Here is a 16,085-nt window from a genome sequence, read left to right as displayed (position 1 = left end):
CGCTGGTGACCGCCGGCTGAGCGGCCAAACTAGAACGCGTTCCATTTCTGCTGTGGCGGCGTACGATGCCGCCATGAGCCGAATTGGGGATTTCGCCGACGACGACGCCGCCGCCTGGGTGACGAAGTCGCCGGATATCGGCGTCGCCATGGTCGGCTTCACCAATGCGGTCTACACGAAGAACCGGTTACCGATGCGGGTCCGTGAACTGGCGCGAATGGTGATCGCGTTGGACAACGAATGCGTGGTGTGTCAGAACACCCGCGACTCCGAAGGTCTCGCCGCGGGTGTCGACGAGGACCTTTACGACCATGCCGCCCAATGGCGCACGTGGCCCGGATACAGCGCGCAGGAACGGATCGCCGCCGAGTTCGCCGAGCGCTTCGCCAGCGACCACACCGGCCTGCGCGACGACGAAGACTTCTGGCGGCGCTGCCGCGAACAGTTCTCCGATGAATTGCTCGCCGATCTCGCGTTGTCGTGTGCGATGTGGCTCGGCATGGGTCGCATGCTACGCACGCTCGACATCGGTCAAAGCTGCAAGATCACGCTGTGAGTCGCGGCGCCGCCGCGCACAATAACGGCTATGGCCGCTAAACCGCTCGCCGCCGCGGCGATCGCGCAACTCGAGGCCGACGGGGTTGCCACCCTCATCGGCACGGTGGTCAACCCTGCCGGGTTGATACACGCCAAGACGGTTCCGCTTCGTCGGATGGGCGCGTTCGCCGATCCCGGGCTCGGCGCCAGCCCGGTATGGCACGCGTTCGCAATAGACCAGACCGGCATCGTGTTCGGCGATGCGATCACCCCCGTCGGTGACGAACGGGTACGCATCGATTTGGGCGCACTACGCATCCTGGGCGACGGATTGGCTTGGGCGCCGGGGTCTTTCTTCCACCAGGACGGCTCCCCAGACCCGTACTGCAGCCGGGGTGCGCTCGCCCGGGTGCAGGATCGGTTGTCGGACGCGGGGATCGACACTGTCGTGGGCCATGAACTGGAGTTCGTGCTGGTCGGCCCCGACGGTGGCCGCCTGCCGTCACACCTCTGGGCGCAGTACGGCCTGGCGGGTGTGCTGGAGTTCGAGGGTTTCGTGCGTGACGTCACCAACGCCGCCACCGGTTCGGGCGTCGCATTAGAACAAATCCACCCCGAATACGGGCGCAATCAGTTCGAGATCTCGCTGGCGCCGTTGCCGCCCGTCGCAGCGGTTGACGCGGTGGTGTTGATGCGCATCATCGTGGGGCGGGTCGCGCGGCAGTACGGCATGCGCGCGAGCATGTCGCCGGTGCCGTTCGCCGGTGGGGCCGGATCGGGTGCACATCAACATTTCTCGATGAAGCGCGGGGACACCCCGCTGTTTTCCGACGGCACCGGTGTCAACGGGATGACGCCAGAGGGCGAGTCGGCGGTCGCCGGCCTGGTAGCCGGTCTGCCCGATGCGCACGGCGTGCTGGCCGGTTCGGTGCTGTCGGGACAGCGTCTGCAGCCGGGGAACTGGGCGGGCGCCTACGTCTGCTGGGGTACCGAGAATCGCGAAGCCGCAGTGCGTTTCCTGCGCGGCGGGGCGAGCAATCCGTACGGCGCCAACATCGAGGTCAAGATCGCCGACCCGTCGGCCAACCCGTACTTCGCGGCGGCCGCGATCCTGGGGCTTGCGCTCGACGGGATCGAACGCGCGCTGACGCTGCCTGCCGAGGTCACCGTCGATCCGGCCACGTTGACCGAGGCGCAACGACAGCAGGCGGGCATCGTGCTGCTGCCCGAGAAGCAGGCCGACGCACTCGACGTGCTGGACCGATCGTCGTTGATGCGGGGGATTCTCGGCGACGCGGCCGTGGATTCCGTGGTTGCGGTGCGTCGCTACGAACACGACAACTTCGGTGCGCTGAGCCACGAAGAGGTTGCCGACAAGTTCCGGCTGGCCTGGAGCGTATGACTTCGGCGCTCGGTGAACACATCGAATCCGTGCCGATGGTCGACCACCACGTGCACGGCTGCTGGTTGCACGCCCCCGATCGCATTTCCTTCGAGAACGGGCTGAACGAAGCGAATACCGAGCCGCTCGCCGACTTCGATTCGGCGTTCGACACCCAGTTGGGCTTCGCCGTGCGGGCGCACTGTGCGCCGCTTCTCGGTATGCAGCGGCACGTCGATGCCGACACTTATTGGGCACGGCGCTGCGAGTGGGCCGAGGCCGACCTGGCGCGGCGCTTTCTGACGACGGCCAACGTCTCCGACTGGTTCGTCGACACCGGATTCGCCACTGGCGCGGCTGATCTCGGCGAGCTGTCGGCGTTGGCGGTCGGCACGGTCCATGAGATCGTCCGACTGGAGTCGGTGGCCGAAAGCGCGATCGCGCTGCCGGGGGACTATGCGTCCGCTTTCGAGACCCTGCTGCGGGAGCGCGCGGCTGGTGCGGTGGCTACCAAGTCGATCCTGGCCTATCGTGGCGGGTTCGCCGGTGACCTCTCGGAACCCTCTGCGACCGAGGTGGCTGAGGCGGCCGCACGCTGGCGCGACAGCGGGCAAGACCGCCTGAGCGACCGAGTGCTGTTGCGGTTCGGTCTTCACCAAGCACTGCGACTCGGCAAGCCGCTGCAGTTCCACGTCGGCTTCGGTGACCGGGACTGCGACCTGCGCACCACCAATCCGCTGTACCTGCTGGATTTCCTGCGCCGCAGCGGGGACACGCCGATCATGCTCTTGCACTGTTACCCGTACGAACGTGAAGCCGGTTATCTGGCACAGGCATTCAACAACGTCTACCTCGACGGTGGGCTCGCGATCAACTACCTCGGCGCCCGCGCCTCTGCGTTTATAGCGCGGCTGCTGGAGATGGCTCCCTTCCGTAAGATCCTCTATTCGTCGGACGGTTTCGGGCCGGCCGAACTACACTTCCTCGGGGCGCGCCTGTGGCGCCGCGGAATGCTAAGGGTGCTGGAGGGATTCGTCGACTCCGGCGATTGGAGCGAGCGAGACGCGATCCGAGTCGTCGATCTCATCGCGCACGGCACTGCCCGGCGCGTATACCGTCTGGCTTGACCGGCGTCAGACGGTTCCGTTGGCTGTGGTTGTCGCTCTGTTCGCCGCCCTGCGCGGTGATGTGGTGCCGGTTTCGTCGAGCCGTCCGACGACGAGCACCGGAACCGGGGAATGCTCGATCAACTCCGCCGACACGCTGCCCAGGAGATACGCCGACAGGCCGCGCCCGCGCCGGCCGACGACCACCAGGTCCATGTCCTGCTGTTCAGCGAACCGGCGCAGCGTGGCGCCGGGCGGACCGGCCAGCACCTCGGTGTGCACCGCCGCAGAACCGTCGAGGCGAGCCACCAGCGCGGCCAACCGCGCAACGGCGGCATCGATGACTGCGCGGGAGACGTCTTCGGTCGCCTCGAAGTGGACGACCTCTGCCAGCACGAGTACGCCGAATCTCGGCCCGAACAAGCGCATGGTTTCCGATAATGCTCGCTCGGACTCGGTTGAACCGTCGATCCCTATCAATATGCGCGGACCGGTGGTTTCGGGGGAGCGGCGCGGTGGCGCCCCCTCCGCGCCGACGGCGGCCAGAGCGGGGCGTCGCTGCACGCGTTCCGCCGCGATCGGCACGAAAAGCAGTCCGAGCGGCATCGCGGCCAGGATCCACAGTGGATCGAATCCTCGTCGGGCCATCCACAGACCGGAGGCGAGACCCACCCCGACCCACGTGACAGCCAGAACGAGGATCGTCGCCGAAGTCACAACCTCACTGTTTCACAACGACGTTCGATCTCAAAAGGCTATTGGCGCCGACCGTTCAGGGGCTCTTGGTGCCGTCCGGGCCGCTTGGTGCAACCGGAAGGCTCCGCTTCAGACGACTCCGGTCGCGTCGAACACCCAGGACATGTCGGCATTGGCGAAGTCCTCCAGCCACGTGGGCGGCGCGTGATTGGCCAGCGCCCCCATGTCCCAGTAGTCCTTCCACAACGTGATCTTGCCGTCTTCGACACGATGCACGGTGACGAACTGCAGAACAGCGGATTCGCCTGTGGGCCAATGCCATTCCTCATGGTGTTCGTACATCACGTCCGTGCCGTTGTCGACCATCAGGCCGGTGAAGTTCTGGTACGAGGCCAGCGGCTCCAGGCCGATCTTGAGTCGTTTGACGATGTCCTCCGGACCGCGCGCGGCGGCCGCCGGCCCTACCGGCATGTCGAGATAGATGCAGTCGTCGGCCAGGAAGGTTTTCACCGCCTCCCAGTCGCGCGCCGACAGCGCTTTCCACATCCCCAGCACCGTATCCTCAACCGACACCGGCCAATTCACCTTTCTGTTGTGCGAGCGCAGGCGCCTTGTGCGCGGCGCGCAGGAACCGCCCGGTGCGCCGCTCACCGACCAGATCGGTCGGCTTGCCGTCTAGGAAAACCGCACGGCCGCCGACGAACACGGCCGACACCGTGTCGTCGTTGCGGTTGACCATGCGGGACAGCCCGCCGTACTGGTCGACCCCCTCTTCGGCATAACGATCCAGCGAGTCGTCGAGGGCGGCGGGGTCGACGATCACGACGTCGGCCCGGTCACCGAGACGCAGGTGGCCGGCATCCAGGCGGTACCAGTCAGCCAGTTCCCCGGTGAGCCGGTGCACCGCATGTTCGACCGTCATGAACGGTTTTCCAGCCTGTGCTGCGCTGTGTACGTGGCGCAGGAAACGCAACCCCATGTTGTAGAACGCCATGTTGCGCAGATGCGCACCGGCGTCGGAGAACCCCATCTGGATACCGGAGTCGGGCGCGAGCTTCTTGAGCACCTCGGGGCGATGATTGGAGATCGTGGTGCGCCAGCGCAGCTGCGTGCCGTGCTCGAGCACCAGATCCAGGAACGCATCGACCGGATGCATGCCACCGCGATCCCGGCCGACCTGACCGAAGGACTTGCCGACGACCGAGGGATCTGGGCAAGCGACGATCTCGGCGTCGAAGAAGTCGCGTTGCCACACCCGGATACCGAGCTTGCTCTCGTACTCTTTGCGGAATCGGCGGCGATATCCCGCGTCGCGCATCAACTCGTTGCGCTCGACCTCGTCACGCAGGTGCAGCGCCGCAGCCCCGGCGCCGAACTCCTCGAAGACGACCAGGTCGATGCCGTCGGCGTAGACCTCGAACGGAACCGGTAGGTGCTGCCAACGAAAGTTCCCACCGAGCTTGTTCACCAACCGCGCCGCCGGGCCCAGCGCATGGATGGTGTACGGGTTGGATTTCACGTCCGCCGCCGACAGCAGGCTGGTCTTGAGCGGGTTGCGGATGATGCCCAGCGACTGCGCCAGCTGCGAGCCGAGATTGAGCGGGTTCTGGATATCGGGGCCCGACTGCAGCACCCGGCCGGCGCGGCGCAACAGCGACTTCAGCCGGCGCAGTTCTCGCGGTTTGGCGTAGGTCGACGGCAGCGTCCTCGAACGACACACGTCGCCGTCGAGCTTGTCGAAAAGCAGTTGCTGCGAGGACATTCCGACGAATCCCGCCTTGAGCGCCTCAGACAGCCAGCGCTCCATCTGGGCTTGCTCGGTCATGGTGGGTCGCTGGTCGTTGCGCGTGGCGCGATCAAGTCCCATCACCGCCGCGCGCATGTCGGAGTGTCCGATGAACGCCGCCACGTTGGGGCCCAGCGGCCGCGACTCGAGTGCCTCGATGTACTCCTCGCAGTTCGCCCAGGTCTTGTGCTGTTGGACCGCGGCGATCACGTGTTCACGGGGGATGGCTTCCACCCGGCCGAAGATGTCGCCGGCCTCGCTGGCGCCGATGTGCACCGTCGACAGCGAACAGGACCCCAGCATTACGGTGGTGACGCCGTGCCGCAACGACTCCGCGAGGGCGGGGCCGTTGAGCACCTCTACGTCGTAGTGGGTGTGGATGTCGAGCATGCCCGGCACGACCCACTTGCCGGTTGCGTCGATCACCTGTGGGCAGGCCGTGGCGTCAAGGTCATCCGCACTGACGGCGACGACGCGGCCGTCGCGGATACCGAGGTTGCGGACCGCCGACGGGCCGCCGGTGCCGTCGAACCAACGGCCGTTGCGGATGATCGTGTCGTAATTCACCACGCCCATAGAACAGTCCACAGATTGCGGTGTCAACGAAATCTGTGAACAGATCCGGAAATTTGTCTACTTCGTCCGATGACGTGCGCTTTTCGGCAAAACGAGGGTTGCAGTGAATGACGACCGCGAACCGGATGGGGTGTCGATGTCGAAGCGGCGGCGGCATACTCACGGAGGTGACCCCGTTGCAGCGTTACATCGCCGAAGAGATCGCCACCGATCACGTCGACGGGCTGCTGACCAGGCGCGAGGCGCTGCGCCGGCTCGCGCTACTCGGCGTCGGCACCGCCGGGGCCACGGCGTTGTTCGCCGCGTGCAGCCAGAACCGCGAGCCGACGCCGGAGTCACGGACCACTTCGAGCAGGCCCGTGACCACCAGCGTTCCGCCACCGGGAGGCGAGAACGCGCTACCCGCCACACCGATCACCTGGGCGGGACCCCGCGGTGAGCTTCAGGGCGCCTGGGCCGAAGCGCCGAACGCCCGCGGCGGCGTCCTGGTCATCCACGAGAACAAGGGACTGAACGAGCACATCCGCTCGGTGGCGGGCCGGTTCGCAGGGATCGGTTACTCCGCGTTGGCGATCGACCTGCTGTCGGCGCAGGGCGGCACGGCGGCGTTCGGCGACCCCGCCGAAGCGACGGCGGCGCTGGGCAAGATCCCGCCGGAGGAAGCGGTGGCGGATCTGAGATCGGGCGTCGACGAATTGCAGCGGCGCGTGCCCGGCAAGAAGGTCGCCGCGGTGGGGTTCTGCATGGGTGGTGGGTATGTCTGGCGTCTGTTGGCCGCCGGTGAACCGCGGCTGTCGGCCGCTGTCCCGTTCTACGGGCCGACACCCGATGATCCCGACTTTGCAGGATCTGAAGACGTTGCGGTGCTGGGTATCTACGCCGAGCAGGATCAGCGGGTGAACGCCACCGAAGCCGTCGCGACGTCGGCGCTCGAGAAGGCCGGCCTGGTTCATGAGCTGGTCACCGAACCCGATGCCAACCACGCGTTCTTCAATGACACCGGCGAGCGCTACAACGCGGCCGCCGCGGCCGACGCGTGGCGCCGCGTCCAGGACTGGTTCCACCGCTACGTCGACTGACCCACTCTTTTTTTCCGCGAGCGTGCGGGTCTGCACCCGACACGCCGCCGGTAATTCGACATTTGCGCACCCTCGACGGCGGACGACCGTGCGCAAAACGGGGTCAGCACATTCATCGGCAGTTCACCCGCCGCCATCGACGCGTCAATCGCAGCCCACGCCCCGCGGACACATTCAGCGCATGCGGGTTGTACAGACAGCCAACTTCTACGGCCCGCGCTCGGGCGGGCTGCGCACAGCGGCCGATCGCCTCGGCGCGGAGTGCTGTGCGCGCGGCCACGACGTCTACCTCGTCGTGCCGGGCGCGCGGTTCGAGTGGCAGAGGCTGCCATCGAGCGTCACGCGAATTTCGCTGCTCGCCCAACGGATTCCATTCACCGGCGGCTACCGCGCGGTGATGCCTCGCCCGGTCACCGCATTGGAGCAGCTCACACCCGACGCCATCGAAGTGTCCGACCGACTCACGTTGCGCTCCTTGGCCGCATGGGAACGAAGCCATGGGGCGTCCACTGTGATGATCTCGCATGAGACGTTCGGGCTGTCCGCGCTGGAGTCGCTGGCATGCGGAACACCGGCGGTGGTGTCACGGACCTCCGCGCTCACCGAGGTGCTCGACGCCGGAAGTGGTGCGGTCGCCGATAAGGACCCGGCCACGATCGCTCGCGCGGTCACCTCGGTCATCAGCCGGCCAGAGTCCGTGCGTCGCAGGGACGCACGCCGACGGGTCGAGGAGTTCACCTGGCCCAGAGCGGCTTCCGGCATGCTGCGGGCGTTGGCCATGCGCTGACCGGTCGCCGGCTGAACCGCAAACACGCACGCTCGTTGCGCGCCGACGGTGCGCAATCTGCGGTCAGAACGCGGTGTGTCGACCGCAAACACGCACTCTCGCGCAAATGGGGGATGGCCGGCGTGGCGTTGGCTTAGGATTCTGGAATGACCAGGTCGCTGTTGGTCGCGGTCTTCACCGTCGCGCTGAGCTGTCTGTCGATCACCGCGTCGGCCGGCGCCGAGCCGAACGCCGACTCGAGCGACATGCCATGCTCCTTCACGCTCTCTCCGCCACACGTCGTCCAGGTGTCGGGCACGGACATGGTGTCCGTGACGATGGAGCCGGCGAGCTGCGACGGCGGAACCCCGTACCAATCGATCGCCTGCATCCAAATGCAGGGCAACCAGGGCTCGGGACGGTGCAAGCAGAACAACGGCCTGTTGATGGCGCGGGTCTACTACTCGCCGTACCAACCGGGCGCCACCTACGTGGCCACCGGACGGGGCTGCGCGTCGAAGGGTAATCCGCCTCAGCCGTTCTGCGCGTCGACGGGACCGCTCACCGCGACGCTCTAGCGTCACGCGCTGCCAACGGCTACTTCTCGGGCGTCTCGTTTAGGCCGCGTGACACCGGGGCACCCGCAGAATTAGCGGGTTCGTCAGAGCCGGCTCGACCTACTGAAGGAGCCGACATGGACAGCAACGTCATCATGTGGATCATCATCGCCGTCCTGGTGATCGTCGCCATCGCGCTGGTGGCGTTCCTGGCACGCAATGCACGCACCAAGCGCCGCCGCATGGAGGCCGAACGGCTACGCGCGGACATCGATCAGAAGACGCAGCATGTCGACAAGCGGGAAACCGTCGCTGCGCAAACCGAGGCCCGGGCCCGCGCGGCGCAGGCCGAGGCGGAGGCGAAGGCGGCCGAGGCGGCCCGGCTGCAGGACTCCGCGCGTACGCACCGCGACGCCGTGGAGACCAAACGCACAGAACTCGACGAACAACGCGCCCGCGCCGACGCCCTGGACCCGAAGAGCAGCGCGTCAGATCAACCTTTCGCGGATCGGTCGCACGCGAAGACGGACGGTGCGCACGACGATCTCACCGCTCATCCAGACCATTCCCGGACGGACCACACCCAGCCCGAGCAGCACCGTTCGTGATCGGCCGAGCCAAGACCACGTCGGCGGTGCTGTTCGACATCGACGGCACGCTGGTCGACTCGAACTACCTGCACGTGCACGCGTGGTATCGCGCGTTCGAAGAGGCAGGCCATCCCGTCGAAGCCTGGCGCATCCACCGCTCGATCGGGATGGACGGCACGACGCTGGTCAAGACGCTGGCCACGGACGCCGACACGGATGCGCGCGAACGGGCCAAGGATCTGCATTCGCGCTACTACAAGGAACTGGCACCACATCTGAGATGTTTGCCGGGCGCACGCCAACTGCTCGAAGCCGTGCACAAACTCGACGTGCGAGTCGTGCTGGCGACCTCGGCGCCGGATGAGGAACTGGCGACGCTGCGCAAGGTGCTCGACAGCGACCACATGGTGTCCGCGGTGACGTCGTCGGCGGACGTCGACACGGCCAAGCCCCAACCCGACATCATCGAGGTCGCGCTCGAGCGCGCCGGGGTGACGGCGTCGCATGCCGTCTTCGTCGGTGACGCTGTGTGGGATGTGGAGGCCTGTAAGCGCGCACACGTCGACAGCATCGGTGTGCTCACCGGGGGAGTGTCTCGGGGAGAACTCGAAAAGGCCGGGGCGCATCAGGTTTTCGAGAATCCGCTCGAACTCTGCCAGCACCTCGATGACACCCCGATCGCGGCGCTGGCCAACATCGTCGGCGCTCGTTGACCAGCGGGCCGGGTCAGCGAGGCAGTGCGTACCGCAGGATCGCCGCGACGCCGTCGGCCGGATCGATGCGCTCGTCGGTGCGGATCAACGCGGCGCCGGTGGCGATCGCCGCCATCGGCAACGCCTCATCGGCCCGCAGGGTCTGACTGGGAGCGGCGCCGAGTTCGGACAGAACGTCGGCGTTCGGCGCGATCGTCGCCAGCTCGTCGCCGGCCACGACCGTCGCATCACCGACGTCGCCGATGATCAACGTCGCGACCGCGCCCGCCCGCAGTGCTGCGGTCACCCCGCCCAGACCTTCGGTCGCCATGCCCTCTCCGCGGGCGAGTTCGGCGGTGAATCGTTGTGCGGCGTCGTCGATTTCGGCCAGGCGGCGGCGCTGAAACTCCTGGTCGATCTCAAACTGCAGGGCTGCGTCGTCGAAACCACTGTGCCGCGCGCCCACATTCACGTCGACCACCAGAGAGCCGACCCGCTCGGGCAGTTGAGCGGCGAGGTCGGCGCGCGACTGGACTTCGCCCACGACGAACACGATTTCGGGACCGACATCGTCGACCAAGGTGGTCAGCCGGTTCGCGACCGCACGGATGTTCTGCTGGCGCGCTTCCTCGGCGGTGCGCTGCGGATCGCCGTAGCCCGGCGTCTCCGCGCCCGACGCCTTGTGCACGGGGTACGCATCACCGTCGACGGTGTCCGACACCGCGGTGCCGTCGCGGTGCAGCGTGATGTCGCCGCCCTCGTGATCGACGACCACGACCGCGTACGCCGGCCGGTCGAGGCCGTGCTCGACGACCGGGACGATGTAGGGCAGCGTCGAAACCCGCACGACGGGCCCGATCGGCCGGATGAGATGTTCGTTGACGAGAACGCCTTCGGGGCTCGCCACTACGGCGCGGCCGCTGGGGCCGACCGGGGGCGTTGCGTCGGCGACGGCCTGCTCGATGCTGTCCGTCACCGCGGGGTCGGCGCCCTGCTGCTCGAGTTGCTCGCGCAGCGCGCGCCATCTGAGTTCCATCTGCGCAGCGGCATCGGCTGTGTTGTGCGAATCGTCGAAGTACACCGACGCGTAGGGGCCGTTCGCCGTCAGCAGCGTGCGAAAGTGTTCGGGTTGCATGGCTGTTGGTTACCCGTTGAGCCGGCGACGACACTGGGCCGAGCCGGGCCCAGCTCAGCGCGGCGGTGTCCAGGACACCGGTAAGCGCTTGATTCCGTGGATGAACGGCGACAGCAACCGGGCCGGTTCCTCGGTCGCCGCGATATCGGGTATCTGCCGGTGAAGCTCCTCGAAGACGACGCTGATCTCGCGTCGGGCCAGGTTCGCGCCCAGGCAGAAGTGCGCACCGCCGCCGCCGAACCCGGCGTGCGGGTTGGGGCTGCGTCCGACGTCGAACGTCCACGGGTCGGCGAACTTGTCCTCGTCCCGGTTCGCCGAGCAGTACCACAGCGTGGCCTTGTCGCCCGCGGCCATCTTGACCCCGCTGAGTTCGCAATCCTCGGTGAGCGTGCGCCGCATATAGATCACCGGCGAGGCCCAGCGGACGATCTCCTCGACCGCGGTGGGGGCGAGCGCCTCGTAGTCGGCCCACCACCGGGCCCGCTCGTCGGGGAATCGGGTGAGCGCGAGCACGCCGTGGCTGATCGCGTTACGGGTGGTCTCATTGCCGGCGACGACCAGCAGGATGAAGAACGACGCGATCTCGGCCGACGTCAACCGCTCTCCGTCGACCTCCGCCTCCACCAGTGCCGTCGTCAGATCCTCCTGCGGATGGGCGCGACGGTCCTCGGCGTGCGCGGTCGCGTAGGCGCCGATGTCCATCGCGACCTTGACGAACTCCTCGTAGTCCTGGGCGATGTCCTTGTCCCCGAAGCCGAGGATCACGTTGGTCCAGTGGAAGATCTGATGGTGGTCTTCCTCAGGGATGCCCATCATGTCGCAGATCACCTGCAGCGGCAGGGGCCCAGCCAACTCGGCGACGACTTCACCGTGGCCGTCGGGATGCTTTGCGATCATCGCTTCGACGAGCCGGCGGGCCCGGTCCCGAACCGACGCCTCGGTACGCGCGACGACCCTAGGGGTGAACGCCCGGCTGACGATGTTGCGCAGCCGCAGATGCCGCGGATCGTCCATCACGATCATCGACCCGAAATACTCCGAGACTTCCGGGTTCCCGTCGTTGATGACGATGCTCGGGCTGGAGCTGAAGATGTGCGGATGCCTGCTGGCGTACCAGACGTCGTCGAACTTGGTGATCGCCCAGTGGCCGCGACCGTCCTGGACACCGGGCGTCTCCAGCGGGAGATGGAACGAGACCGGAGCTTCGCGGCGCAGCGTGGCGAAGGCGCCGTCGCGGAAATCGTCGGGTTGTACCCAGAACTTCCAGGAGCCCAGGTCGATCTCGGACAACGGCACCTCGGGCGGAGGAGTCCCGTTGACCCGGACCATGTGCGCTCCGGAGGTGAGCGGTGTCGCGGTGTCCACGCTCCCGAGCGTAGGCGGTAATTCGCCAATCCGCGTGCAGAAGCCAATTTGGTTACGACAACTGCCAGTTCATGTTCTTGGCAAACGCCCGGGCGTCGTCGGAGACGGTGCCGAGTTCGTGGCAGCGCTGGATGTAGGCCTGGACCATCACCAGAAAGTTCATCGGGTTATAGGCGTCTTCCTCATAGCTCCACTTGCCGCCACCGGCGTACCTGAGCACGGTGATGACCGGCGTGCCGTACACACTGCCGTCCCCGGGGTCCTTCATCGTGTTGACATTGCGGCTGATCACCCAGCCTTTGTCGACGTCGATCGAATACCACTCGACGGGGTAAAAGGGCATCTCGCTGCCGGGGAACGTGTTCATCGTCGAAACGATCCAGTCGCGAATGGTCTCGCGGCCGGACATGTTGCCGAGCGCGTGTTCGACGTAGGTCGCATCCTCGGTGAACTGATCGGCATAGCTCGACCAGTTCCACGTCTCGGCGATGCCGGCCACCACGTCCTGGTAAGCGCGGAAGGCCTCGTCGATCTCCGCGCGCGACCACTCACCCATCGCAGGCTCCCTCGGCTCGCCGCTGAACTGGCACCGTTCTACCAAAGGTGTCCGCGCCACCGAGGCGGATTCACGACACGCCCGGCCGCGATGATGTGCCGAGCATGACCTTAGGCATCGACGCCCAGGTGCTGGCGGAGAGTACGGACGGTCACCCGCCGTCGGGTGACTCGACCACCGCCTTGATGCGTACGAGCGTCTTGCGCATGTCGCGGATGTTGCGCCGGCGCCGCAACTGGCCGCCGAACACCGAGAACAGCTTCATCAAGACCGAGTCGTTCAGCCGGAACGACTCGGTCACATCGGTTCCGTCCCCGGCAGGCGTGAGCCGGTAATGCCAGTTGTTCACCGGTTTGTCGCCGACCAGCACTGCGAACCCGAACTCCCGGCCGGGCTCGCAGGCGGTCACCTCGCACGTCGTCCAGTACATCGGCCCGATCTCGTTGCGCTTCACGTGCCCGCGGAATCGAGCACCCAGCGCCGGTCCGGTGGCGCCACCGAGCCACTCGGCCTCCAGCACCTCGGGAGAGAACCTGCCGGTGTTTCGCACGTCGGCGATCAACTCCCAGATCCGATCCGCCGGCGCCGCCATCGACACCGTCACCGCTCCGTCCACCGGGCTCTCGCTCTCTGCCAACAGTTTTCCAGAACCCTAACGCTCCGTCGCACCGGCGAAACCAGGCGACTACCGCGACGAGACATCGCCATGCAGGTCCGGCCAGGGCGGGCGTCGCACCATCGCCACCCCCGCAAGCGCCGCCGACACCAGCCCGACCAGCATGCCCGCCAAGGCGATGCGCGTCGCGTCGACCGCGGGTCGCCACACGGCTTCGCCGCCCTTGATCACGAACACGCCGGCCGGTCTCGTCATCACCCGCACGTTCGGCTCACCGCCGCGCCGTGCCCGCCCCCGCACCACTGCGACGGGAATGACGGTGGTCCCGTCGGCAGTCTCATAGGGCTGGCCGTAGACGCGCGAGGCGTTCAGCTCGAAGTCGACGTTGCCCAGCAGTTCTGTCCGCAGATCCATGGCCTCATGCTTACTACCCGCGACGCACGGCGGCAGCAGATCCACGCGACGCGGTTCGTCCCACCTTGTGCGCGAGAACGGGCGTCCTTACTCGCCGGGGACGTCCTCGTCCGGGATCGGCACCTCGATCGCCTGGTCGATGAGATCCGCCTCGGTGGCCTCCCACTTGCGTTCCGCAGAGATTGCAGCGGCATCCTGCCAAGTGTCCTCGTCATCTGGATCCGCGGGTACGCGCTGGTCCGCGACGTCGGCTTCCGGGATGGCTTCGCCGAACGCGAGGTCGTCAGGTTCGGTCATGATCGATCGCCGTTCCACTTCTCGAGAGACTACAGACGGGCACCCGCCAGGATACCGCCTGACCAGGGCAATGACGGCGACGCCGCGGTGCTGTGCGTAAACTGCCCTCGACGGGGGAGGCTCTCCAGACCTTGCGGAGCTTCGAACCTGACCACTTTCTACGCCAGGGGCTGACCGTGCCAGACAAATCGACCGACATCGCCCAGGACCTGACGCCGCATTTCGAGGACGTGCAGTCACACTACGACTTGTCCGACGACTTCTACCGGCTCTTCCTCGACCCTACGCAGACCTACAGTTGCGCCTACTTCGAGCGCGACGACATGACGCTCGAGGAAGCGCAGATCGCCAAGATCGATCTCTCGCTCGGCAAACTCGGGCTGCAGCCGGGGATGACGCTGCTCGACATCGGCTGCGGCTGGGGCGCGACGATCAAGCGGGCGCTGGAGCGCTACGACGTCAACGTCGTGGGCCTGACGCTGAGCAAGAACCAGCAGGCCCATGTGCAGAAGGTGCTCGACGGACTGGACAGCCCGCGCAGCAAGCGGGTGCTGTTGCAGGGCTGGGAGCAGTTCCACGAGCCCGTCGACCGCATCGTGTCGATCGGTGCGTTCGAGCACTTCGGCCGCGACCGCTACGACCAGTTCTTCAAGATGGCTTATGACGCGTTGCCGGCCGACGGCGTGATGCTCCTGCACACCATCGTCAAGCCCGACGACGAGGAATTCGCGGCCCGCGGCCTTCCCATCACCATGACGAAGCTGCGGTTCTTCAAGTTCATCATGGACGAGATCTTCCCCGGCGGAGATCTGCCCCAACCCATTGCAGTGAAGACACACTCGACCAAAGCCGGGTTCAAGGTGGATCGGATCCAGCCGCTGCGGTTGCACTATGCGCGCACCCTGGACATCTGGGCGGCTGCTCTCCAAGCCCGCAAAGACGAGGCCATCAGGCTTCAGTCGCAGGAGGTCTACGACCGTTACATGAAGTATCTGACCGGTTGCGCCGACCTGTTCCGCGAGGGTTACACCGATATCTGCCAGTTCACCCTGACGAAGGGCTGACGGCGCAGCACGCGTCGATCACGGCCGACGGTGCGTCGAGGGACACGAACGTCCTCGCATCCGGCACCTCGATCAGCGTCGAGTTTTTGAACAGCGCCGCCAGACGCCTGCCGAGCGCCGGCGTGAATGCCCGGTCGCGCTGCCCCCACACCAGCGTGACCGGCTTGGTGAAACGCGGCAGCCTGCTCGCCACATCCGTCAGGTCCATCCCGGCCACGGCCCGTAACAGCGTCGCCAGGTCACGACGGATCCGCCCGTCGGCGCGCGCAGGTTGCAGCCATGAGTCGGTCAGCCGCGGATCCGGATGCATCAGAAGGCCGAAGCCGAGCGGAGAATGGCGCAGCGCTTTCACCCTCATCTGCTCGAACAGCACCTTGATCGAAATCGGCCCGCGCAGCAAGGCGAACACCACATTGAACGGGAACGGCGGAAACTTTTCGAACGCATCGCAGTTGGTGAGCACCAACCGTCCTACACAGTCGGGATCCTCGTCGACGACCAGCTGACAGAGCCCTCCGCCGGTGTCGTTGCCGACCAGCGTCACATCCGACAACCCTAGCGCGGCAATGAATTCGCGGATCATCGCCGCAACGGCATGCGGCGACAGTTCCACCCCGGGGTTCACCGGGACCGTGTGTGAACCCAGCGGCCAGGTCGGTAGATAACAGCGGTAGCCCCGGTGCGCAAGCCCCTCGGCCACGGGATCCCACAGATGACTGTCGACGAGGATCCCGTGCACGAACACCACCGGCGGATGCGGCGAGTCCTCGGGGCCCAACACGCGGTAGTCGATGGTGGCGTGTTTCAGCGCCACTTGCGGCATGTTCGCTATCCTTTCCCCGACAACTTACAAACACCCGGTACGAAAGTTA

The 16,085-nt window shown here is 66.4% G+C and carries 19 protein-coding genes; 9 read left to right on the top strand and 10 right to left on the bottom strand.

Annotated elements, in window-relative coordinates; all coding sequences use genetic code 11:
* Nucleotides 1-73 precede the first annotated feature (73 nt).
* Genes QGN32_RS23665 through QGN32_RS23655 form a run of 3 tightly spaced genes read left to right on the top strand, consistent with a single transcriptional unit; the run spans nt 74 to nt 3,045 of the window.
* Nucleotides 74-556: a carboxymuconolactone decarboxylase family protein gene (locus tag QGN32_RS23665; RefSeq protein ID WP_326546577.1), complete on the top strand. Its 483-nt coding sequence runs from the start codon at nt 74-76 to the stop codon at nt 554-556.
* Nucleotides 557-586: 30 nt separating this feature from the next.
* Nucleotides 587-1,939, top strand: coding sequence for a type I glutamate--ammonia ligase (locus QGN32_RS23660; protein WP_326546576.1), 1,353 nt, complete (start codon nt 587-589; stop codon nt 1,937-1,939).
* On the top strand, nt 1,936-3,045 hold the full coding sequence (locus tag QGN32_RS23655; protein ID WP_326546575.1) for an amidohydrolase family protein: 1,110 nt from the start codon (nt 1,936-1,938) through the stop codon (nt 3,043-3,045). The genes QGN32_RS23660 and QGN32_RS23655 overlap by 4 nt, the downstream gene beginning before the upstream one ends.
* Before the next feature lie 6 nt (nt 3,046-3,051).
* Here the strand turns inward: QGN32_RS23655 and QGN32_RS23650 are convergent, their stop codons facing one another.
* The 3 genes from QGN32_RS23650 to QGN32_RS23640 form a co-directional block, all read right to left on the bottom strand.
* Nucleotides 3,052-3,741 carry a universal stress protein gene (locus tag QGN32_RS23650; RefSeq protein ID WP_326546574.1) on the bottom strand — a complete coding sequence of 230 codons (690 nt, stop codon included), beginning with the start codon at nt 3,739-3,741 and terminating at the stop codon, nt 3,052-3,054.
* A gap of 108 nt (nt 3,742-3,849) precedes the next feature.
* The gene (locus QGN32_RS23645) at nt 3,850-4,293 is read right to left on the bottom strand and encodes a nuclear transport factor 2 family protein (protein ID WP_326546573.1); all 444 of its coding nucleotides are present in this window, start codon (nt 4,291-4,293) and stop codon (nt 3,850-3,852) included.
* Nucleotides 4,283-6,082, bottom strand: a complete 1,800-nt coding sequence (locus tag QGN32_RS23640; protein WP_326546572.1) for an N-acyl-D-amino-acid deacylase family protein — start codon at nt 6,080-6,082, stop codon at nt 4,283-4,285. The genes QGN32_RS23645 and QGN32_RS23640 overlap by 11 nt, the downstream gene beginning before the upstream one ends.
* Before the next feature lie 167 nt (nt 6,083-6,249).
* Between QGN32_RS23640 and QGN32_RS23635 the strand changes: the two genes are divergently transcribed.
* The 5 genes from QGN32_RS23635 to QGN32_RS23615 all read left to right on the top strand — a co-directional run bounded on the left by QGN32_RS23635 (nt 6,250) and on the right by QGN32_RS23615 (nt 9,787).
* Nucleotides 6,250-7,161, top strand: a complete 912-nt coding sequence (locus QGN32_RS23635) for a dienelactone hydrolase family protein (protein ID WP_326546571.1) — start codon at nt 6,250-6,252, stop codon at nt 7,159-7,161.
* 181 nt (nt 7,162-7,342) lie between these two features.
* A complete protein-coding gene (locus QGN32_RS23630) occupies nt 7,343-7,948 on the top strand; it encodes a glycosyltransferase (RefSeq protein ID WP_326546570.1) in 606 nt (201 codons plus the stop codon).
* Between the two features lie 146 nt (nt 7,949-8,094).
* Nucleotides 8,095-8,505 carry a hypothetical protein gene (locus QGN32_RS23625; protein ID WP_326546569.1) on the top strand — a complete coding sequence of 137 codons (411 nt, stop codon included), beginning with the start codon at nt 8,095-8,097 and terminating at the stop codon, nt 8,503-8,505.
* A gap of 116 nt (nt 8,506-8,621) precedes the next feature.
* Nucleotides 8,622-9,092: a hypothetical protein gene (locus QGN32_RS23620; protein ID WP_326546568.1), complete on the top strand. Its 471-nt coding sequence runs from the start codon at nt 8,622-8,624 to the stop codon at nt 9,090-9,092.
* Complete coding sequence (locus tag QGN32_RS23615) at nt 9,092-9,787, top strand: HAD family hydrolase (protein ID WP_442791862.1); 696 nt, start codon at nt 9,092-9,094, stop codon at nt 9,785-9,787. Before QGN32_RS23620 ends, QGN32_RS23615 begins: the two co-directional genes overlap by 1 nt.
* A 13-nt stretch (nt 9,788-9,800) precedes the next feature.
* On the opposite strand, the gene QGN32_RS23610 is transcribed toward QGN32_RS23615, so the two are convergent.
* From QGN32_RS23610 to QGN32_RS23585, 6 genes are all read right to left on the bottom strand, one after another.
* The gene (locus QGN32_RS23610; protein ID WP_326546566.1) at nt 9,801-10,901 is read right to left on the bottom strand and encodes an Rv2629 family ribosome hibernation factor; all 1,101 of its coding nucleotides are present in this window, start codon (nt 10,899-10,901) and stop codon (nt 9,801-9,803) included.
* A gap of 54 nt (nt 10,902-10,955) precedes the next feature.
* Nucleotides 10,956-12,230 (bottom strand): cytochrome P450, encoded by a 1,275-nt coding sequence (locus tag QGN32_RS23605; protein ID WP_326549232.1) that lies wholly within the window; start codon nt 12,228-12,230, stop codon nt 10,956-10,958.
* A gap of 88 nt (nt 12,231-12,318) precedes the next feature.
* Nucleotides 12,319-12,822, bottom strand: coding sequence for a nuclear transport factor 2 family protein (locus QGN32_RS23600; protein ID WP_326546565.1), 504 nt, complete (start codon nt 12,820-12,822; stop codon nt 12,319-12,321).
* 151 nt (nt 12,823-12,973) lie between these two features.
* Complete coding sequence (locus QGN32_RS23595) at nt 12,974-13,438, bottom strand: SRPBCC family protein (protein WP_326549231.1); 465 nt, start codon at nt 13,436-13,438, stop codon at nt 12,974-12,976.
* 69 nt (nt 13,439-13,507) lie between these two features.
* Nucleotides 13,508-13,852 (bottom strand): hypothetical protein, encoded by a 345-nt coding sequence (locus tag QGN32_RS23590; RefSeq protein ID WP_326546564.1) that lies wholly within the window; start codon nt 13,850-13,852, stop codon nt 13,508-13,510.
* Between the two features lie 87 nt (nt 13,853-13,939).
* Complete coding sequence (locus QGN32_RS23585; protein WP_326546563.1) at nt 13,940-14,149, bottom strand: Rv3202a family protein; 210 nt, start codon at nt 14,147-14,149, stop codon at nt 13,940-13,942.
* A gap of 176 nt (nt 14,150-14,325) precedes the next feature.
* Here QGN32_RS23585 and QGN32_RS23580 point away from each other — a divergent pair, with 176 nt between their 5' ends.
* A complete protein-coding gene (locus QGN32_RS23580) occupies nt 14,326-15,213 on the top strand; it encodes a cyclopropane mycolic acid synthase family methyltransferase (RefSeq protein WP_326546562.1) in 888 nt (295 codons plus the stop codon).
* Here QGN32_RS23580 and QGN32_RS23575 read toward each other — a convergent pair.
* Nucleotides 15,194-16,036: an alpha/beta fold hydrolase gene (locus QGN32_RS23575; protein WP_326546561.1), complete on the bottom strand. Its 843-nt coding sequence runs from the start codon at nt 16,034-16,036 to the stop codon at nt 15,194-15,196. The genes QGN32_RS23580 and QGN32_RS23575 overlap by 20 nt on opposite strands.
* Nucleotides 16,037-16,085: the final 49 nt, after the last annotated feature.

Source organism: Mycolicibacterium sp. ND9-15 (genome assembly GCF_035918395.1).
Lineage (GTDB): Bacteria > Actinomycetota > Actinomycetes > Mycobacteriales > Mycobacteriaceae > Mycobacterium.
The sequence above is the reverse complement of the archived record's forward strand: the minus strand, read 5'-3'. Positions and strand labels throughout refer to the sequence as shown.